The organism is Pseudomonas sp. 34 E 7 (assembly GCF_900005715.1).
Lineage (GTDB): Bacteria > Pseudomonadota > Gammaproteobacteria > Pseudomonadales > Pseudomonadaceae > Aquipseudomonas > Aquipseudomonas orientalis_A.
On the sequence record NZ_CVTX01000181.1, the window covers coordinates 1 to 18,968 of the forward strand.

Consider the following 18,968-nt stretch of genomic DNA (forward strand, 5'->3'; position numbering starts at 1 on the left):
ACGACCGTCGCTACTACCGCGATGATCACCCAGGCCGCGGTCATGCCTATGGGCATCGCAAGAACAAGCACAAGCGCCATCATCGCTATGATGACTAAGGCCTGACGAAAATCCCATGTGGGAGGGGGCAATCCCCCTCCCACATTTGGTCAGCCTACCAACCGCTGCAACGCCTCGCGCAACAGCTCCGGAATCGTCACCGGCTGGTTCGACGCTCTATCGACAAACACATGCACAAAGCGCCCTGCCGCACAGGCCTCCTCCTCGCCGGCTTTGAACACCGCCAACTCATACTGCACCGAACTGTTGCCCAACTTGCCCACCCGCAAGCCGATTTCGATGCGCTCGGGAAAAGCGATCGACGCAAAATAATCACACGCTGAACTCACCACAAACCCAACCACTTCACCGTCATGGATATCCAACCCGCCTTGTTCGATCAGGTAGGTATTCACTGCGGTGTCGAAGAAGCTGTAGTAGGTCACATTGTTCACATGGCCATACACATCGTTATCGTGCCAGCGCGTGATGATCGGCTGAAAGTGGGGGTAGTCGGCACGTTGTGGCACTGAGTCAGGCATGGGCACCTCGGGTGAAAATGGGTTTACAGATCATTCAAATGGGCCTCGGCCCACTCGCGTACCTCGGCGTAGGGGTAGTCCTCCAGTGCGGCGAAACCGGGAATGCCCCGCGCTTTCAACTTGGTGAACAACGGCACGCTGATTCCGCCCAGAAAGCGTGTCAGGCGTTCGGCACCCGGTAACTGGCCAGTGTGCTCATGATGCCTGTGGATAAAATCACCGCACAGCCCCATGAAGTTTTTATCCACAAGCGGCGGCAAGCTCGGCGGCGCCGGCAAGTGCGCGACATGTCCGTGACACACCGAGCAGTGCCCGCAACGCTGCGGTGCGTTTTCATCGCCAAAATACAGTGCCAGACGTTGCCCAAGGCAGCGCTCGGTGGCGAACAGATCGAGCATGGCGTGAATCCGCGCCACCTCCGTCGTCTCATGGCGCTTGAAGCCTGTGTATAACTCGTTGCTCAACACCTGCGCATCGAAATCGGTGTTCAGCAGGCTGTAGACCTCGGTCATCTGCTTGCTTTCCAGCTCGATCAGGCCCTGCTCCTGAAAGTAATCCAGCGCCTTCACCACCCGATTGCGCTCGGCATTGTGCTGCTGATACAGCGCGTCGAAATCCACCGTTGCCCAGGTTTTTGCGCGTTTGCATACCTGGATGATCGCCGCGACAAATTGCTGCCGCTCGCCGGAGAAACGTGCGAGCAAGGCCTCGGGTTCGATCAGGTACTTGAAACGGTATTCGGCATAAAACGCGTAGCGCGGCGCGATCACGCCCTTGAGCTCCAACTGCACCAGCAGGGTCTTCAACGGCAGCTCGCGAATATTGCTGTGGTCCGACAACGACCTCAGCAAAAACTCCCACTGGCCCTCGCCACGTGCGGCCTGCAACTCTTCCAGCACTCGACGGATACCCTCCTGCTCCGGCGTGTCGCCGTACACGAAGTTCTCCAGCACATTGAGGCTGTCGCGGTTGGCCAGCACCAGGCAGTCGGAGGGCCGCCCATCGCGACCGGCGCGGCCGATTTCCTGGCTGTAGTTCTCGATGGATTTGGGCAGGTCGAAGTGCACCACGTTACGGATGTCACTTTTGTCGATGCCCATGCCAAACGCGATGGTGGCGACAATGCAATTGGAGCGCCCACCCATGAAACGCTGCTGGATGCCCTCGCGTTTATCGTGGGGCAGCCCGGCGTGATAAGCCTCGGCCTGGATGCCATTGCGGTTCAGGTGCTCGGCAATCTGCTCGGCGGTTTTCTGCAGGGTGACGTAGACGATGCTGGGCTGGTCGGCCCGCTCGCTCATCCATTGCACAAGGCGACGGCGCTTGTCCGCGCCGCTCACCGGCTCCACCAGCAAGTTGAGGTTGGGCCGGTAGAAACCGGTGGTAATCACGTCCTGCGGCGCAATCGCAAACTTGCCCTGCATATCGGCAATCACGCTGGGAGTGGCGGTGGCCGTCAGCAGCAGCGCCTGCGGGATCTTGAACTGGCGCTGGTAGTCCGGCAGCTTCAGATAGTCCGGACGAAAGTTGTGGCCCCATTCGGAAATGCAGTGCGCCTCATCCACCACCAGCAAGGAGATCTGCACGCTTTGCAGGAAGTTTCGAAAGCGCTCGTTCTTCAAGCGCTCCACGGAAATCATCAGGATTTTCAGCTCGCCCGAACGCGCACGGGCCATCACATCGTTGGCATCATCGCGGCTCTGGGCCGAATCGATACTGCCCGCTGAAATGCCGTGGCGCTTGAGGAAACCCAACTGGTCCTGCATCAACGCCAACAGCGGCGACACCACCAGCGTCAGGTGCGGCAGCAGTACGGCTGAAAGTTGATAACACAGCGACTTGCCAGACCCGGTCGGGAAAATCGCAGCCGCCGAGCGACCGGCCAATACGGCGCTGACCGCTTCTTCCTGGCCCGGACGAAACTGCGGATAACCGAAGACCTGCTGGAGGGTGTCGTGCATAGGCTGTCACTCCATTGACCGTTGAACGTGGCTTAAAAACGTAGCCCAGTAAGTTCAGCGAATCGAGAAAGGTCGCATGGAAAAAAGAGACAGGATGATACACAGGGTGAGGGATGGCCCAGGGCCGAAGTGGGATTTTTCCGTGGGAATAGCAGGAGGCGGCAGAACCAGATGTAGGGAGAGGGCTTGCCCACGCTCCCATGTTAGGGTTGTTGGTGGTTTTTTAACCTGTCTGTGCATTGATGCATTGCGCTACAATCAAAGCCTTGCTAACCAGGAGTACGCTGCAATGAGCGAACTGACGTTTGAGCAAAAACAGGATCATTACCACAAGATCCGCCGTTCCAACTACCTGGCCAGCCTGCGCCTGGAAGGGTTCGACACCCAACCGGCCGACGTCGACAAACCGCTGCCGACCCGCGAAGCCGTCCTTGCCAAGTACCGCAGCACCCAACGCTGATGCTCGACAAATACGGGGTGGGCCAGGATCCGTACTGCTACCCCGGTAGCAGCGTCCTGCGCAACCGCCTCGATTTGCTCGACGAAACCAGCCTGCACCAGGCCGAGCGGGAATTATCCGAAATTGCCATAGGCAACCTCCCTCTTTTCCCGCCGCCCTACGACCTTGACCGTCTGCAACACATCCACCGCACCCTGTTTGGCGATATCTACGATTGGGCTGGCGAACTGCGCAGCGTCAACATCCAGAAGGGCGAAACGCTGTTCTGCACCCCGGAACGCATCCCGCCGGAAGCGGCGAAGATCATTCGGCATATGGAGGAAGCGAACTGGTTCGTTGGCGTAAGCCAAGCCGAACTGGTAAAGCGGATTGCCGAGGCCTACGGCGACCTCAACGTCATCCACCCCTTCCGCGAAGGCAATGGCCGGGCGCAACGGATTCTGTTTGAACAAATCATCGTGAATGCCGGATTTTCGGTGAACTGGTGGCTGGTGAAACATACGGCATGGATACCGGCGAATATCGATGCGGTGGCGTGTGATTATCGGGGGCTGGAGGCGATTTTTGAGCGGTGTATCAGTAGGCCACGCTAAACAGCCTTTTGCCTGTATTGCACCATCACACCACACCCACCTATAGTTCGCCCCTCGCTGCAAAATCAGCGACCGGGTTTGGTCACCCGGTTACAGAGATCGCATACGCACCCTCAGATGTCGTAGGCACTTCCGTGCCCACACGCTTCATGGCGGCTGTGTTTGGGACGCCTTCGGGCGTACCGGGTGATCCCTGCCGGTTGACCAACCTGGACACAGTCCGCCGCCCACCAACGTATCCGCGCAGCTACGGACCTGCTCGAAACCTTCTCCTGCCTGACCTTCGAGCACGCCGACCTCAAAGACATTTCACACATCATCAACGCCTTGTACCTGCTGGTTCAGGACGGCTGTGATTTGCTGGAAGCCGCGCAACACGTACAACTGCAACCTGAACAGACGCAAATCTAAGCAACGCGCTATGTAGGAGCGAGCTTGCTCGCGAAAATCGTCAACGATGACGCGGTAAATCAGAAAAAAACCGGCGTCCTTGAGTTTTTCGCGAGCAAGCTCGCTCCTACAATTGAGCGGCTTCGACTGTTAAATCATTGCCAAGCCATAAATGCCGAAGTCCGCTGTAGGAAACCGCCAAACGTTGCGCCATCCCTTTCCCAAACTGCTGCAAAGACCCGCTCAACCCTCTACAGAAGTTACCCGCAGCTGACTGAAAATAGCGCCCTCTCAACTTTTTGGGCAGAAACCTGTGAATATCGAAAGGACTCAATACATCGGGCACTATGGGGTCATCTTCATAGTGACTCGCTTTACTGTTTTACCTGACAATCGGCATTCTTTAGACAATCTATGCCTGCTTGAAGGAGGCATAGGGCTTCAGCGCTCAACACGCTCAATGCATGTCTACTCGGACGAGTCTTAGTAACATGGCCCTTTACCTTCAATCTGCGTCTTTTCTCGTTATCTATTGGGTGCTGCACTACCAAATCACAGACCCAATGCTCAGAAGACGCTTCGCAGTCATATGTCTGGCAACAGGCCTGATTTTGACGTTCCTACTACCCTACGTAGCGGTGATTCTCAGAATACCCCTCCTACCTGTCTTTATATTCCTGATAGGCTTGGCACTCTTCATCACCCGAAACAAATACCGCTTCCACCGCAACCAGCCGCCTCACCCACTCCTGCGTGCCCCCACCATGAACCTCGCCCCCGGCTTCCCCGAAGACCCCGTCATGCAGCAACTCCTGCAACTGCTGCACGAAGAAATTGGCCTGCCGAAGCACAGGACCATTCGCCTGCAAACCTCACTCAACTTCGACCTGGGCTGTGATGGCAGTGAGGCCAAGCAACTGATGGAAGCGCTGGAGCAGGAATTCGCGCTCGACCTGGGCGACTTCGACACTTATCGTTACTTCAACCCGCCGGTGTTTGATGTCTTTCTCAAACGTCGGGCCAAGGGCCGTGGCGAAAAAGTGCCGCTGACGATCAACATGCTCTACCTCGCGATCAAGACCCACAGCTGGAATACGCAAACGCTGGAAAACCTGGGCTGACCTTAAGTACACCGAGAATCAAGTGTGGGAGGGGGCTTGCCCCCGATAGCAGCGTGTCAGGTGATCAACTTTTGACTGTTACACCGCAATCGGGGGCAAGCCCCCTCCCACATGGGATCTGAGCAAATCCGGCGAGTGGGATACAACCTGTCGCGCACAAAAAAGCCGCCCACGAGGGGCGGCTTTTTCACAACTTACGAATCTTACAACTTAGGCCCTGCAGCCTTGATCGCATCACTCACTTCAAATTTCTTGAAGTTCTCGACGAACAACCCGGCCAGCGCCTTCGCTGCTTCATCGTAGGCCGCCTGGTCAGCCCAGGTGTTACGTGGGTTCAACAGGCCGGTCTCAACGCCCGGTACGGCCAATGGCACGTCGAGGTTGATGGTGTCGAGGTGCTCAGTTTCGGCACCGATCAACGCGCCGCTCTGGATCGCTGCGATGACGCCGCGAGTGGTCGGGATGTTGAAGCGTTTGCCGACACCGTAGCCGCCGCCGGTCCAGCCGGTGTTGACCAGGTAGACCTTGGAGCCGAAGCCACGGATGCGCTTGATCAACAGCTCAGCGTATTCACCGGCCGGGCGGGGGAAGAACGGTGCGCCGAAGCAGGTAGAGAAGGTCGACTTGATGCCGCTGCCCGAACCCATTTCGGTCGAACCCACCAATGCGGTGTAGCCGGACAGGAAGTGGTAGGCCGCTTGTTCTTCGCTGAGGATCGACACGGGCGGCAATACGCCGGTCAGGTCGCAGGTCAGGAAGATGACCGCGTTGGGCTCGCCGCCCAGGTTCTTCTCGGAACGCTTGGCAACGTGCTCCAGCGGGTAGGCGGCGCGGCTGTTCTGGGTCAGGCTGACATTGGTGTAGTCAGCATGCCCGGCCTCGTCGATAACGACGTTTTCCAGCACGGCGCCGTGCTTGATGGCCTTCCAGATAACCGGCTCGTTCTTCTCGGACAGGTCGATGCACTTGGCATAGCAACCGCCTTCGATGTTGAACACCACGCCTTCGCCCCAACCGTGTTCGTCGTCACCGATCAGGTAGCGGCTTTCGTCGGCGGACAGGGTGGTTTTACCGGTACCCGACAGGCCGAAGAACAGGGTCACGTCGCCTGCTTCGCCAATGTTGGCGGCGCAGTGCATCGGCAAGACGTCGGAGGCCGGCAGCAGGAAGTTCTGCACCGAGAACATGGCTTTCTTCATTTCACCGGCGTAACGCATGCCGGCGATCAGCACTTTTTTCTGGGCGAAATTGAGGATCACGCAACCGTCGGAGTTGGTGCCGTCACGCTCTGGCACGCACTCGAAGTTGGCCACGTTGAGCACTTGCCACTCGTCACGACCGGCCGGGTTGTACCGGGCCGGGTTGATAAACAGGCAACGACCGAACAGGTTCTGCCAGGCAGTCTGGGTGGTCATTTTCACGGCCAGGTAGTGGTCTTCGGAAGCCCCTACGTGAACGTGGGACACGAAGTGCTCCTGCGCGTTGTTGAAGGCTTCTACGCGGTTCCACAGGGCATCGAACTTGTCGGCCGGGAACTTGCGGTTGATCGGGCCCCAGGCGATTGCGTCCTGGGTAGTAGGCTCTTCAACGATGAAGCGGTCGACCGGCGAACGGCCAGTGCGGTGACCCGTTTCTACGACCAGCGCGCCAGTATCGGCAAGCACGCCTTCACCGCGCTGCAGGGCTTCTTTGACCAGATCGTCAACACTCAGATCGGTGTATACGGCGTTATTGGCTTGCGTCATGAGGTTCCCCGTCGGCCTGTGGCCGAGTGCTCCAAACGTTTTGTAGTAGAAAGTTGCGCACTACTACCGCGAAAAAAGTGGGCCGGATTATGCCAGAAAAGCCCAAAAAGAGTAGGGCCCTCCCGTCAGAACGCCTCTAATCCGGCATTTGGCAGGTGATTTACCTGTGCTTAAACGTTTTAGTGACGGGTGTCGGAAGGGGTGTCGCTGCCTGCACCGGCGAATAATTGGGCAACATCGGCGGCATCGAACAGATAACGCTCGTTGCAGAACTGGCAGTCGATCTCGATATGACCACCGTGTTCCACCACCAGATTTTGCGCATCTTCCAGGCCAAGGCTGACCAGGGCATTGGCTGAACGCTCGCGCGAGCAGCTGCAATTGAAGCGCAGGGACTGCTCGTCGAACAGGCGCACCGCTTCTTCGTGGTACAGGCGGTGCAGGATGGTCTCGTTGTCCAGGCCCAGCAATTCTTCAGCAGTCAGGGTGCCGGCCAGGGCGGTCAGCTTGCGCCAGCTATCGGTGCGCTCATCCTCGTCCTTGATACGGTCAGCCGGCAATTGCTGCAACAACAGGCCGCGAGCGCGCTTGCCGTTGGCGTTGAGCCAGAACTTGGTGCCGACCTGCTGGGACATGACAAAATAGTTGGTAAAGCAGTCCGACAGGGTCTCGCCGTCCAGGTCAACGATGCCCTGGTAGCGCTGGCCCTCGGTGGGGTCAACGGTGATGGCCAGCACGCCATCGGCCATCAGCTCGGAGAACGTGGCATCCGGGGTAATCCGGTCGACGTCATAGCGGGCCAGGCCACGGATTTCGCGCTCGCTGGAACACTCGATCATCAACATCGGGATCGGACCTTCGGAACGCGCCTGCAGGATCAGCAAGCCATCGAATTTCATCGTGCCCACCAGCAGCGCAGCGGCCGCCATCAACTCACCGAGCAATTGCGCGACCGGCTCCGGATACGCGTGTTTGGCAAGGACTTCGGCATAGCTGAGCTCCAACGAGACCAGCTCGCCGCGGGCGTCGTTCTCGTCAAAGATAAAGCGTTGGGTGAAGTCGGTATCCGGTAGATCAGTCATAGGTTTGGGTATCTGAAGTGATGACAAAATGATTACAACGTTTATAAAATTAAACGCTTTAGCACCACATTGGTGCGATTTCTCCTGAAACAAGGAGCTAGAGAGCGATGAGGGACAGTTTATGAACAATCCGGGTTTGTTCCAAGCGAACTGGAACCTCCGGCGATGGGCTCTTTGCAATCTAGTCGCTATCGGGCTGCTGTGTTTCTGGCTGTGGCCCACGGGCCAGATGCTGTGTGTGATTTTCGACGAGTGGCTGTTTCACCTGCTCAATGGCCCGCTCGCCAGCAACTCGACCTGGCTGAACGTGTGGGCCGTGGCGAGCCTGCGGCCCTTCGATGCGATCGTCGGGGTGATTCTGCTGGCACTGCTGATTCGCGGCGACTGGGTGTTCAAGGTTATGCAGGTGCGCCAGGCGTTCTTTGGCTTCCTTGGTATTCTGCTGCTGTTGCTATTTATCCGCATGCTGTTTTCCAAGCTCGCGGCGCACATGGGTTGGCAGCACAGCAGCCCGTCAATGGTGATCGACGGCGCGATTCAGATGAGCGATTTTTTCCCCGGGCTTGAGAAAACCTGGGAATTGAAAGACCGTTCGAGCCAGAGCTTTCCTGGCGATCATGCTTCGGTGTTGTTGATCTGGGCGATGTTCATGAGCGTGTTCGCCAAGCGCATCGGCCAGGTGCTGGTGATCTGGGGCCTGGCGCTGTTGTTCATGATGCCGCGGCTCGTAGCGGGCGCGCATTGGGGACAGGACGATTATATCGGCGGGGTATTGCTGGCTCTGTTAGCCCTGGGCTGGGGGTATTACACGCCGTTTGCGGCGAAAGTGTCGGGGTTCCTGTTGCGGGTAACCGCGCCGGTTTTCGGGTTGCTTGGCAAACTGCCGGTGATCGGGCGATTGAGCGTCATGCGCACAATCCCTTAACGATGCGGGCTAACTGTGGGAGGGGGCTTGCCCCCTCCCACATTGTTGATCTCGTTCGGGCTGGAGATTGTGCAATCAATCATCATTGCCGCTGCCGCGAAACTTGAACAGATCGCGACGCTGCTTCTTGCTCGGCTTGCCGTCGGTAGTCAGGCCTGAGGCCCCCGCCTTGCGCATGGCCGCGGCATTTTCCCGCTTGGCGATACTGGCTTCGGTTTCCGCGTACAACGCCTGTGCTTCAGGCGCACCCCGGCGCACGCTGGAGAGCGCTTGCACCACGACAGTCTTTTCATCAAACCCTGTACGAATCTGAAACTCATCGCCGACGCGCGGTTCCTTCCCCGGCTTGCAGCGCTCGCCGCGATGGTGCACCTTGCCGCTCTCGATGGCGGCCTTGGCCAGGGCACGGGTCTTGTAGAAACGCGCGGCCCACAGCCACTTGTCCAAACGGACCTTTTCTTCCTCTTCCTGCTTTTGAGCCACTTGAATTCCTCGCTCTGAAAAATGTCGCAACCTTACCGTTGAAACCCTTCGACGCATAAACCCCAAGGCTCACCTAAGATACGCCAGGTAGCACCCTGTTTTCGCGAGGATACGCCGTGACCGACTTTCCCCTTTCACTCACCTCGCCCAACCAGCGGTGCGTGGGTTGCCAGCAAAGCGAGCCGCTGGGGTTCGATTTTGCTTTCGCCTACCAGCCTATCGTAGACCTGCGTGACCGTTCGATATTTGCCCATGAAGCCTTGGTGCGCGGCACGCAGGGTGAAGGCGCGTTGTCGGTGCTGGCACATGTCAACGAAACCAATCGCTACCGCTTCGACCAGCGCTGCCGCACCCAGGCAATTGCCGGCGCCGCCGCCCTGGGCATGCAAACCTATCTTTCCATTAACTTCATGCCCAATGCCGTCTACCGTCCCGAACTGTGCATCCGCAGCACCCTCGACGCCGCCCGCGAGCACAATTTCCCGCTGGACCGCCTGATTTTCGAGACCCTGGAAAGCGAGCATGTAGATAACTATCGCCATTTGACGAATATTCTGCGTGAATACCGCCAATTCGGCTTCAAGACCGCCATCGACGACTTCGGCGCGGGCTATTCGGGGCTGAATCTGCTGGCCGATTTCCAACCTGACATGATCAAGCTCGACATGGCGCTGATTCGCGATGTCGACCAGGACCGTGTCCGCCAGGTGATCGTCCGGGGGATTGTCACAATCTGTGAGCAGTTGGGGGTTACTGTCATCGCCGAAGGCATCGAAAGTGCCGGTGAGCGGGACTTCCTCTCCGACTGTGGAATATTTCTGATGCAAGGCTACTGGTTCGCCATGCCCACATTCAATGCCCTGGCCAAGGTTGCCCCTCAAGCCTGGACAAAATGACGGTACCCCTATTTGAAGACATTTGACCATTTGACCGTTGTGGGTCTGCGTGAGTGGGTGGCCCTTCCCGACCTGGGAGTGGCAGGCCTGCGCGCCAAGATCGACACCGGTGCCAGCACCTCAAGCCTGCACGCCACCGAGATCGAGCCGTTCGAACGCGACGGCGAGAAGTGGGTGCGCTTTACCGCGCACCTGGGCAGCGTGGTGCAACTGCGTCACCGGCGCTGCGAAGCGCCTCTGGTAACGATGAAAACCATCAAGAGTTCCAACGGCCATGCGCAGGTGCGCTACGTGATCAGCACCACCCTGGCGTTGGGCGATCGGGTGTGGCGAGTGGAATTCACCCTGGCCTGCCGCAAGGCCATGCGTTATCGCCTGCTGCTGGGCTCCAAGGCGCTGATTGACGGCCAGTTGGTCGTCAGCCCGGCCGTAAAATACGTACAAGACAAGCCGGTGTTCCCGGTTTCCACTATCTCTGCCCCAGGTGCCGCATGAAGATTGCTGTGCTGTCGCGAAACCCGCGTCTGTATTCCACCCGCCGCCTGGTCGAGGCCGGCACCGAACGTGGCCATGAAATGGTGGTGATCGACACGTTGCGGGCCTATATGAACATTGCCAGCCACAAGCCGCAGATCCACTACCGTGGCAAACCGCTGGAAGGCTTTGATGCGGTGATCCCACGCATCGGCGCCTCGGTGACCTTCTATGGCTGCGCAGTGCTGCGCCAGTTTGAAATGATGGGCGTTTTTCCGCTCAACGAGTCCGTGGCCATCGCACGTTCGCGGGACAAGCTGCGCTCGCTGCAACTGCTGTCGCGCCGAGGTATCGGCCTGCCGGTGACCGGCTTCGCCCATTCCCCGGATGACATCCCTGACCTGATCGAAATGGTCAACGGTGCGCCGTTGGTGATCAAGGTGCTGGAGGGCACCCAGGGCATCGGCGTGGTGTTGTGCGAAACGGCAACGGCAGCGGAGTCGGTAATCGAGGCGTTCATGGGCCTCAAGCAGAACATCATGGTGCAGGAGTACATCAAGGAAGCCGGCGGTGCGGATATCCGCTGCTTCGTGGTGGGCGACAAGGTGATTGCCGCCATGAAACGCCAGGCCAAGCCGGGCGAGTTCCGTTCCAACCTGCACCGTGGCGGCAGCGCCAGCCTGATCAAGATTACCCCGGAGGAGCGCATGACCGCATTGCGTGCAGCCAAGGTCATGGGGTTGGCCGTGGCAGGTGTGGATATCCTGCGCTCCAACCACGGCCCCCTGGTCATGGAGGTGAACTCATCGCCGGGCCTGGAAGGGATCGAGACCACCACCAGCAAGGATGTGGCGGGGATCATCATTCAGCATCTGGAAAAAAATGGCGGGCCGAACATGACTCGGACCAAGGGAAAGGGCTAAAAGCTCTGCCCCTGACACAACATCAAACCAAATGTGGGAGGGGGCTTGCCCCCGATAACGGTGTGTCAGTCCGCACATAGGTGACTGACAATCCGCAATCGGGAGCAAGCCCCCTCCCACATTTGATCCATGTTGTCTCTCAGACTGCGTCTCTGGGCAACATCAACCCAAGCGGCAAGCGCACCCGAGCTTCCAGCCCGCCCCCTTCACGGTTGCGCAATTCAACATTGCCGCCATGCATCGAAGCAATCCGCCGCACAATCGCCAACCCCAAACCGGTCCCCTTGCCGCCTCGGGCGCGGTCGCCACGGGTGAACGGGTTGAAGATGGCTTCCAGTTCAGCCGGGTCGATCCCCGTGCCGCGATCCATCACGCTCAGCACGACATAGGGCGCCGCGCTGTCACCCGACACGTACGCCGCCACCTCCACATCCGAACCGGCATGATGCAGGGCGTTGCCGATCAGGTTGTTCAACAGGCGCTTCATCGACACCCTGCGCAAGGCAAACGGCTGAATCGGCTCCAGGCGCATGCGCACCTGCTCACCGCTCTGGTTGTAGGGCGCGACCACTTCACGCACCAGATCGGTGAGATCAACCTCCTCCACGACCTCATCACGCCCATCGCGGATGAACGCCAGGAACTGGTCCAGAATCGCGTCCATATCCTCGATGTCACGCACCATGTCATCGGTAAGGTCGGTATGGCTACCCATCAACTCCAGGGACAGGCGCAGGCGCGTCAACGGCGTGCGCAAGTCATGGGAGACCCCCGCCAGCATCAGCTCACGCTCGCGTCCGGCCTGTTCGACGTCTTCCGCCATCTGGTTGAACGCGCCGTACACCTCGGTCATTTCACTAGGTGTATCGCTGACCGGCAGGCGCACACTGCGCCCCTGGCCCAGTTGGCGGGCGGCAAATACCAGGCGCTTGAGCGGTTGGTTGAGCTGGCGCACGAAAATCCATGCGGACGCGGTTGAAAGCAGGCCGATGGCGAGAAACCAGCCCAACACGTTCCAGATTTTTTGCCCGCGCAGCGGATGCGGATACAGCGGGACCTTGATCCAGGCATCGCCCAGACTGGGCGCCTTCACCCAGAGCGCAGGCGAAACATGCATGCGCAGCCGCACCTCAGTGTCGTCGCCCAGCTCCGCCTGCATCTGGCGCTGGTAGATCTCACTGTAGGGCCAGTGCTGCTCGCCCTCGGGCACGCCGGCACCATCGACCCGGATCAGTGATGAAGCCTTGGCTACCTTTTCACGGTTCTCGGGGTCTACGGCCCAGTAGGCGCGCAGCGTCAAGGCGACGCCATGGCTGTACTGCCGATCCACCAGCACGTCCTCGTTCATCAACAGATAAACCAGTGTGAGCGCCTTGGAAAACAGAACGACGATGAGCACCAGCCAAAGGGTGCGGGAAAAGAAACTTTGCGGGAACCACAGCGGGGTTTTCATAGGAGACAGCTAGACACCTTGCAGGAACGAGCGGCGCTCGCAGAATTGCAGACGCCGGGCACCCCGTCGACCCTCATGGAATCAAACGCCGGGTGCCCGTCCCTGCAAATCATCGGTCACTTGGTTGCGGTGCCATCCGGCACAAACACATAACCCACACCCCACACCGTCTGGATATACCGCGGCTTGGAAGGGTCCGGCTCGATCATCCGGCGCAGTCGGGAGATCTGCACGTCGATGGAGCGCTCCAGGGCATCCCATTCGCGGCCACGGGCCAGGTTCATCAGCTTGTCGCGGGTCAGCGGCTGGCGAGCGTTCATCACCAGGGCCTTGAGCACCGCGAATTCGCCGGTGGTGAGCATGTGCACTTCGTCGCCACGCTTGAGCTCGCGGGTCGCCAGGGACAACTCGTAGTCGCCGAAGGTCACGCTTTCGTCTTCGCTGCCCGGCGCACCCGGTACCGGCGGTGCCTGGCGACGCAATACGGCCTTGACCCGCGCCATCAGCTCGTCAGGGTTGAACGGTTTGGCCAGGTAGTCGTCGGCGCCCAGTTCGAGGCCCTTGATGCGGCTCAGCTCATCGCCCTTGGCAGTGAGCATGATGATCGGGATCTGGTTGTTCACGCCACGCAGACGCTTGCAGGCGGTCAGGCCGTCTTCGCCGGGCAACATCAGGTCGAGCACGACCAGATTGAATACTTCACGCCCCAACAGGCGGTCCATCTGCTCGGTGTTCGGCACCGCGCGCGCCCGGTAGCCCTTGGAGTTGAAAAAACGCTCCAGCAGGCTGCTCAGCCCCGGATCGTCGTCAACGATGAGAATTTTTTCGCCTTCAGCAGTTTGTGCAGTGCTGCTCATTAGATGCTCCTCTTATCTCGGCGCGCATTATGGCCTAGCTGCCGTTATACGCACCGTGTGCATTGTTAGCAGATTTTTCCTCTACTACCAGCCAAGCCATGTCCTGCAACTACCGGCCCAGTAGCCCCCAAGGGCAGAACGCTGGTTATAATGCGGCGCTTTCGTGCAGGGCAACGTCAGATCGTTACCGTTTACTGCCGGGCTTTTTTTTACGCGCTTCTCGTGTTTTTTCGATTTCGAGGGTCAATAGGCAGCCTCTTGACCCAGGCAGCGGCGCCGGTCGGGCCGCTCAACCAGCCTCGCAAGGCCTTGTTTTCCGGGCCTGCGAGCGGCTTTTCAGAATTTCAGGTGGTTTTATGGACAGCATCAACAGCCGCATCGCCGAGGAACTCGGTGTACGCCCACAACAGGTCGAAGCGGCCGTCGCGCTACTGGATGAGGGCTCCACGGTACCTTTCATCGCCCGTTACCGAAAAGAGGTGACCGGCAGCCTTGACGACACCCAACTGCGGCACCTGGAAGAGCGCCTGCGCTACCTGCGAGAACTCGACGAGCGGCGTATCAGCATCCTCGCCAGCATCGAGGAACAGGGCAAGTTGACCCCGCAGCTGGAACGCGACATCAAGCTGGCCGACACCAAGACCCGCCTCGAAGACCTTTACCTGCCGTACAAACAGAAACGTCGTACAAAGGGCCAGATCGCCCTGGAAGCCGGCCTTGGCGACTTGGCCGACGGCCTGTTCAACGACCCGTCGCTGACGCCTGAAACCGAAGCCGCGCGCTTTATCGACGCGCAAAAAGGCGTCGCCGATGTCAAGACCGCCCTCGACGGCGCCAAGTACATCCTGATGGAGCGCTTCGCGGAAAACGCCAGCCTGCTGGAAAAGCTGCGCACCTACCTGAAACAGGAAGCCATTCTCAGCGCCCGCGTCATCGCCGGCAAAGAGGAAGAAGGTGCCAAGTTCCGCGATTACTTCGAACACGACGAACCGCTCAAAAGCATGCCGTCCCACCGCGCCCTGGCGATCTTTCGTGGGCGCAACGAGGGCATTCTCAGCTCCGCGCTGAAAGTCGGCGACGAGCTGCCGGGCACCATGCACCCGTGCGAAGGCATGATCGGTCAACAATTCGGCATTCAGAATCAGAATCGTCCTGCGGACAAGTGGCTCGGTGAGGTCGTGCGCTGGACCTGGAAGGTCAAGCTTTACACCCACCTGGAAACCGACCTGCTCGGCGAGCTGCGTGAAGGCGCCGAAACCGAGGCGATCAACGTATTCGCCCACAACCTGCATGACCTGCTGCTGGCTGCACCGGCGGGCCCACGCGCCACCCTGGGCCTGGACCCGGGACTGCGCACCGGCTGCAAGGTTGCGGTGGTCGACGCCACCGGCAAGCTGCTGGATCATGCCACCGTGTACCCGCACGTACCGCACAACAAGTGGGACCAGACCCTGGCCGTCCTGGCCGCGCTGTGCGCCAAGCATGCCGTGGACCTGATCGCCATCGGCAACGGTACCGCCAGCCGCGAAACCGATAAGCTGGCCGCCGAGCTGATCAAAAAGTACCCGGCGATGAAAATGACCAAGGTCATGGTCTCCGAGGCGGGGGCTTCGGTGTACTCGGCCTCGGAGTTGGCGTCCAAGGAGTTCCCGGACCTTGACGTGTCCATCCGCGGCGCCGTGTCCATTGCCCGCCGCCTGCAGGACCCGCTGGCCGAGCTGGTGAAGATCGATCCCAAATCCATCGGCGTCGGCCAATACCAACACGACGTGTCGCAGCTCAAGCTGGCGCGTGGACTGGACGCGGTCGTGGAAGACTGTGTGAACGCCGTGGGTGTGGACGTGAACACCGCCTCCGTGGCGCTGCTTGCACGTATCTCCGGCCTGAACGCGACCCTCGCGCAGAATATCGTCAATCACCGCGACGAGAACGGCGCCTTCAAAACCCGCGCGGCGCTGAAAAAAGTCCCACGTCTGGGCGAAAAAACTTTCGAGCAAGCCGCAGGTTTCCTACGCGTAATGAACGGTGATAACCCGCTGGACGCCTCGGCGGTTCACCCGGAAGCCTATCCGCTGGTACAGCGAATTGCCGCCCAAACCGATCGCGACATCCGCTCGCTGATCGGCGATGCCGCGTTTCTCAAGCGCCTGGACCCGAAAAAGTACACCGACGAAACCTTCGGCGTGCCGACCATTACCGACATCCTGCAAGAGCTGGAAAAACCCGGCCGCGACCCGCGCCCCGAATTCAAGACCGCGGAGTTCCAGGACGGTGTCGAAGACCTCAAGGACCTGCAACCGGGCATGATCCTCGAAGGCGTGGTGACCAACGTGACCAACTTCGGCGCGTTCGTGGATATCGGCGTGCATCAGGACGGCTTGGTGCATATCTCCGCACTTTCGGAGAAGTTCATCAAGGACCCGCGCGAAGCGGTGAAGGCCGGTGACGTGGTCAAGGTCAAGGTGATGGAAGTCGACATCCCACGCAAACGCGTTGGCCTGTCGATGCGCATGAGCGACACCCCCGGCGAGAAAATCGACGGCGCCCGTGGCGCTCGCCCTGGCTCGGCACCGCGCCCGTCGCAGAACACTGCGCCGCGCAAGGACACCGCGACAGCCGCACCGAGCAACAACGCCATGGCCTCGCTGTTCGCCAACGCCAAGCAACTGAAGAAGCGTTGATGGATATTCCGGCCGGTTTGACCCAGAGCGCGTTCAGCGAACTGATCGGCTGCCGCCTGCAACGCCTGGAGGAAGGCGTTGCCGAGGTGGCCCTGAGCCTGGCGCCGCAGTTGCGCAATCGCGGGGGCAAGTTGCACGGCGGGGCGATTTTCAGCCTGGTAGACATCACCATGGGACTGGCATGCTCCAGCGCCCATGGGTTCGACCAGCAGAGCGCGACCATCGAATGCAAGATCAACTATATCCGCGCCGTTGAAGACGGTGACGTGCTGTGCACCAGCCGGGTGATCCACGCCGGCCGGCGCACCCTGGTGGTCGAAGCCGAGGTGTACCAGGACGAAAGACTTGTCGCAAAAGCACAGGGCACGTTCGCTGTCCTATAGCTCCCTGCACATGATTTGAGTTAATTTCGGCGCTGTGACAACAGCGTCGGAATTTTCTCGCTGCGCTGTAGCCCAATTCATGGAGTGAAGTAGGCACATTCAGAGCGGGTCCTATCGACTCAGAACCAGGCGATCACGCCAGTTTCAACTTCACCCTTGTAGACCGTCTTGACCACCCCCATATTGGGGCGACTGACGCGTGAAGGAATCCAACTTGAGCGAACTTCTCAACCGCCGCCTGGCCCTGCTCGGCAAGCGCGAACACCTCTCCCTGCTAGAGCACTGCCTGCATGGCATCGAGCGTGAATGCCTGCGCGTCACCAGTGAGGGTCGCCTGGCCCAAACGCCGCATCCGGAAGCCCTGGGCGCCGCGTTGACGCACGAACAGATCACTACCGACTACTCGGAATCGCTGCTGGAGTTCATCACTCCCGCACTGCCCAACCCGGCCGATACCCTGAGCAGCCTGGACAAGATCCATCGCTTTGCCTACACCAAACTGGGCAGCGAATACCTGTGGAGCCCCTCGATGCCGTGCCCGTTGCCGGCCGAGGAAGATATTCCGATTGCCTACTACGGCACCTCCAATATCGGGCAGCTCAAGTACGTTTACCGCAAGGGTCTGGCCCTGCGTTATGGCAAGACCATGCAGTGCATCGCCGGCATCCATTACAATTTTTCGCTGCCGGAACAGCTGTGGCCGTTGCTCAAGGACGCCGAAGGCTTTGTCGGCACCGACCGCGACTATCAATCCACCGCCTATATCGCGCTGATTCGCAACTTCCGCCGCTACAGCTGGCTGTTGATGTACCTGTTTGGCGCCTCGCCGGCCCTGGACGCAGGCTTCCTGCGCGGTCGTTCGCACCAGCTTGAAGTGCTCGACGCCGATACCCTGTACCTGCCGTACGCCACGAGCCTGCGCATGAGCGACCTGGGTTACCAGAGCAACGCCCAGGCCGGCCTCACGCCGTGCTACAACGACCTGGCCAGCTACACCGACAGCCTGCGCGAAGCGGTGGCAACGCCCTACGCGCCCTATGTCGAAGTCGGCACGCACAAGGACGGTGAGTGGGTGCAGCTCAACACCAATATCCTGCAGATCGAAAACGAGTACTACTCCAACATCCGCCCCAAGCGCGTGACCTATACCGGCGAGCGGCCGATCCAGGCGCTGATGGCGCGCGGCATCCAGTACATCGAAGTGCGCTGCCTGGACATCAACCCGTTCCTGCCGATGGGCATCGACCTGCCGGAGTCGCGCTTTCTCGACGCCTTCCTGCTGTTTTGCGCGCTGAATGACAGCCCGCTGTTCGCCAATAACGAGTGCGGCAACGCCACGTCCAACTTCCTCAGCGTGGTCAAGGAAGGTCGCCGTCCGGGCCTGCAATTGCAGCGTCAGGGCCAGGCGGTGGACATGAAAGCGTGGGCCACCGAGCTGCTGGAGCAGATTGCGCCTCTGGCCGCCCTGCTCGATGAAAGCCATGGCATCACTGAACACAGCCAGGCGCTGGACGCTCAGTTGGCCAAGGTCAACGACCCGTCACTGACGCCCTCGGCCCAGGTGCTGGAAGCGATGGCCGAGCGTAAGGAAAGTTTCGCGCAGTTCTCGCTGCATCAGAGCGAGCTGCATGCCGAGTTCTTCCGCAAGGAACCGTTGCCGGCCGAGGAACAAGCGCGCTTTGAAGAACTGGCGCGTAAGTCGCTGGCGCAGCAGGCCGAGCTTGAGCAGAACGAAGTGGGCGATTTCGATGTGTTTGTCGGGTCGTACCAGGCGAGCATCCTGGCCATCAGCAACTAAACCTTATGTGGGAGAGGGCTTGCCCCCGATAGCAGTGTGTCTGCCACTCAATCAGTGACTGAACCACCGCCATCGGGGGCAAGCCCCCTCCCACATTTGCCCTGCATCAGGCTCAGGAATCGCTGCAACCCTTCTCCTCATAAGCTAATGCGAAAATGTTAT

Annotated in this window: 17 protein-coding genes and 1 pseudogene; 11 read left to right on the top strand and 7 right to left on the bottom strand. The window is 59.6% G+C overall.

Annotation, left to right across the window (positions count from 1 at the left end):
- Positions 1-149: 149 nt before the first annotated feature.
- On the bottom strand, positions 150-581 hold the full coding sequence (locus BFP96_RS24450; protein ID WP_065937172.1) for an acyl-CoA thioesterase: 432 nt from the start codon (positions 579-581) through the stop codon (positions 150-152).
- Between the two features lie 23 nt (positions 582-604).
- Positions 605-2,542 (bottom strand): RecQ family ATP-dependent DNA helicase, encoded by a 1,938-nt coding sequence (locus BFP96_RS24455; protein WP_065937173.1) that lies wholly within the window; start codon positions 2,540-2,542, stop codon positions 605-607.
- A gap of 289 nt (positions 2,543-2,831) precedes the next feature.
- Here BFP96_RS24455 and BFP96_RS30650 point away from each other — a divergent pair, with 289 nt between their 5' ends.
- The 4 genes and pseudogenes from BFP96_RS30650 to BFP96_RS24465 all read left to right on the top strand — a co-directional run bounded on the left by BFP96_RS30650 (position 2,832) and on the right by BFP96_RS24465 (position 5,106).
- Complete coding sequence (locus BFP96_RS30650; protein WP_122463858.1) at positions 2,832-3,002, top strand: YhfG family protein; 171 nt, start codon at positions 2,832-2,834, stop codon at positions 3,000-3,002.
- Complete coding sequence (locus tag BFP96_RS24460) at positions 3,002-3,595, top strand: putative adenosine monophosphate-protein transferase Fic (protein WP_065893785.1); 594 nt, start codon at positions 3,002-3,004, stop codon at positions 3,593-3,595. The genes BFP96_RS30650 and BFP96_RS24460 overlap by 1 nt, the downstream gene beginning before the upstream one ends.
- Positions 3,596-3,814: 219 nt before the next feature.
- Positions 3,815-4,006 (top strand): annotated as a pseudogene (locus tag BFP96_RS31440) (hypothetical protein); the annotation flags it as partial.
- A gap of 743 nt (positions 4,007-4,749) precedes the next feature.
- Positions 4,750-5,106 carry a DUF1493 family protein gene (locus BFP96_RS24465; protein WP_065893858.1) on the top strand — a complete coding sequence of 119 codons (357 nt, stop codon included), beginning with the start codon at positions 4,750-4,752 and terminating at the stop codon, positions 5,104-5,106.
- A 203-nt stretch (positions 5,107-5,309) separates the two neighbouring features.
- On the opposite strand, the gene BFP96_RS24470 is transcribed toward BFP96_RS24465, so the two are convergent.
- Both BFP96_RS24470 and hslO read right to left on the bottom strand, forming a co-directional pair.
- Positions 5,310-6,851: a phosphoenolpyruvate carboxykinase gene (locus BFP96_RS24470; protein ID WP_065884632.1), complete on the bottom strand. Its 1,542-nt coding sequence runs from the start codon at positions 6,849-6,851 to the stop codon at positions 5,310-5,312.
- Positions 6,852-7,030: 179 nt separating this feature from the next.
- Entirely contained in the window at positions 7,031-7,933 is a 903-nt protein-coding gene (gene hslO / locus BFP96_RS24475; protein WP_065884633.1) for an Hsp33 family molecular chaperone HslO, read from the bottom strand.
- A 121-nt stretch (positions 7,934-8,054) separates the two neighbouring features.
- On the opposite strand from hslO, the gene BFP96_RS24480 reads away from it, so the two are divergent.
- On the top strand, positions 8,055-8,858 hold the full coding sequence (locus BFP96_RS24480) for a phosphatase PAP2 family protein (RefSeq protein ID WP_065937174.1): 804 nt from the start codon (positions 8,055-8,057) through the stop codon (positions 8,856-8,858).
- A 75-nt stretch (positions 8,859-8,933) separates the two neighbouring features.
- On the opposite strand, the gene BFP96_RS24485 is transcribed toward BFP96_RS24480, so the two are convergent.
- Positions 8,934-9,341 carry an RNA-binding S4 domain-containing protein gene (locus BFP96_RS24485; protein ID WP_065884635.1) on the bottom strand — a complete coding sequence of 136 codons (408 nt, stop codon included), beginning with the start codon at positions 9,339-9,341 and terminating at the stop codon, positions 8,934-8,936.
- 116 nt (positions 9,342-9,457) lie between these two features.
- Between BFP96_RS24485 and BFP96_RS24490 the strand changes: the two genes are divergently transcribed.
- The 3 genes from BFP96_RS24490 to rimK are packed head-to-tail and all read left to right on the top strand — an operon-like array spanning position 9,458 to position 11,634.
- Positions 9,458-10,237 (top strand): S6 modification regulatory phosphodiesterase RimA, encoded by a 780-nt coding sequence (locus tag BFP96_RS24490; RefSeq protein WP_065937175.1) that lies wholly within the window; start codon positions 9,458-9,460, stop codon positions 10,235-10,237.
- A 45-nt stretch (positions 10,238-10,282) separates the two neighbouring features.
- Positions 10,283-10,732 carry a retropepsin-like aspartic endopeptidase RimB gene (locus BFP96_RS24495; protein ID WP_170827547.1) on the top strand — a complete coding sequence of 150 codons (450 nt, stop codon included), beginning with the start codon at positions 10,283-10,285 and terminating at the stop codon, positions 10,730-10,732.
- Positions 10,729-11,634: a 30S ribosomal protein S6--L-glutamate ligase gene (gene rimK, locus BFP96_RS24500; RefSeq protein WP_065937176.1), complete on the top strand. Its 906-nt coding sequence runs from the start codon at positions 10,729-10,731 to the stop codon at positions 11,632-11,634. Before BFP96_RS24495 ends, rimK begins: the two co-directional genes overlap by 4 nt.
- Before the next feature lie 139 nt (positions 11,635-11,773).
- Here the strand turns inward: rimK and BFP96_RS24505 are convergent, their stop codons facing one another.
- On the bottom strand, positions 11,774-13,087 hold the full coding sequence (locus BFP96_RS24505; protein WP_065884638.1) for an ATP-binding protein: 1,314 nt from the start codon (positions 13,085-13,087) through the stop codon (positions 11,774-11,776).
- A 116-nt stretch (positions 13,088-13,203) separates the two neighbouring features.
- Entirely contained in the window at positions 13,204-13,944 is a 741-nt protein-coding gene (gene ompR / locus BFP96_RS24510) for an osmolarity response regulator transcription factor OmpR (RefSeq protein ID WP_065893789.1), read from the bottom strand.
- Between the two features lie 356 nt (positions 13,945-14,300).
- Here ompR and BFP96_RS24515 point away from each other — a divergent pair, with 356 nt between their 5' ends.
- From BFP96_RS24515 to gshA, 3 genes are all read left to right on the top strand, one after another.
- Entirely contained in the window at positions 14,301-16,625 is a 2,325-nt protein-coding gene (locus tag BFP96_RS24515; RefSeq protein ID WP_065893790.1) for a Tex family protein, read from the top strand.
- The gene (locus tag BFP96_RS24520) at positions 16,625-17,008 is read left to right on the top strand and encodes a PaaI family thioesterase (protein ID WP_065884641.1); all 384 of its coding nucleotides are present in this window, start codon (positions 16,625-16,627) and stop codon (positions 17,006-17,008) included. Before BFP96_RS24515 ends, BFP96_RS24520 begins: the two co-directional genes overlap by 1 nt.
- Positions 17,009-17,222: 214 nt before the next feature.
- Complete coding sequence (gene gshA / locus BFP96_RS24525) at positions 17,223-18,806, top strand: glutamate--cysteine ligase (protein ID WP_065937177.1); 1,584 nt, start codon at positions 17,223-17,225, stop codon at positions 18,804-18,806.
- Positions 18,807-18,968 lie beyond the last annotated feature (162 nt).

Coding starts and splice junctions, on each gene's coding strand:
- BFP96_RS24450 (WP_065937172.1), bottom strand. CDS start 581: ATGCCTGACTCAGTGCCACAACGTGCCGACTACCCCCACTTTCAGCCG.
- BFP96_RS24455 (WP_065937173.1), bottom strand. CDS start 2,542: ATGCACGACACCCTCCAGCAGGTCTTCGGTTATCCGCAGTTTCGTCCG.
- BFP96_RS30650 (WP_122463858.1), top strand. CDS start 2,832: ATGAGCGAACTGACGTTTGAGCAAAAACAGGATCATTACCACAAGATC.
- BFP96_RS24460 (WP_065893785.1), top strand. CDS start 3,002: ATGCTCGACAAATACGGGGTGGGCCAGGATCCGTACTGCTACCCCGGT.
- BFP96_RS24465 (WP_065893858.1), top strand. CDS start 4,750: ATGAACCTCGCCCCCGGCTTCCCCGAAGACCCCGTCATGCAGCAACTC.
- BFP96_RS24470 (WP_065884632.1), bottom strand. CDS start 6,851: ATGACGCAAGCCAATAACGCCGTATACACCGATCTGAGTGTTGACGAT.
- hslO (WP_065884633.1), bottom strand. CDS start 7,933: ATGACTGATCTACCGGATACCGACTTCACCCAACGCTTTATCTTTGAC.
- BFP96_RS24480 (WP_065937174.1), top strand. CDS start 8,055: ATGAACAATCCGGGTTTGTTCCAAGCGAACTGGAACCTCCGGCGATGG.
- rimK (WP_065937176.1), top strand. CDS start 10,729: ATGAAGATTGCTGTGCTGTCGCGAAACCCGCGTCTGTATTCCACCCGC.
- BFP96_RS24505 (WP_065884638.1), bottom strand. CDS start 13,087: ATGAAAACCCCGCTGTGGTTCCCGCAAAGTTTCTTTTCCCGCACCCTT.
- ompR (WP_065893789.1), bottom strand. CDS start 13,944: ATGAGCAGCACTGCACAAACTGCTGAAGGCGAAAAAATTCTCATCGTT.
- BFP96_RS24515 (WP_065893790.1), top strand. CDS start 14,301: ATGGACAGCATCAACAGCCGCATCGCCGAGGAACTCGGTGTACGCCCA.
- BFP96_RS24520 (WP_065884641.1), top strand. CDS start 16,625: ATGGATATTCCGGCCGGTTTGACCCAGAGCGCGTTCAGCGAACTGATC.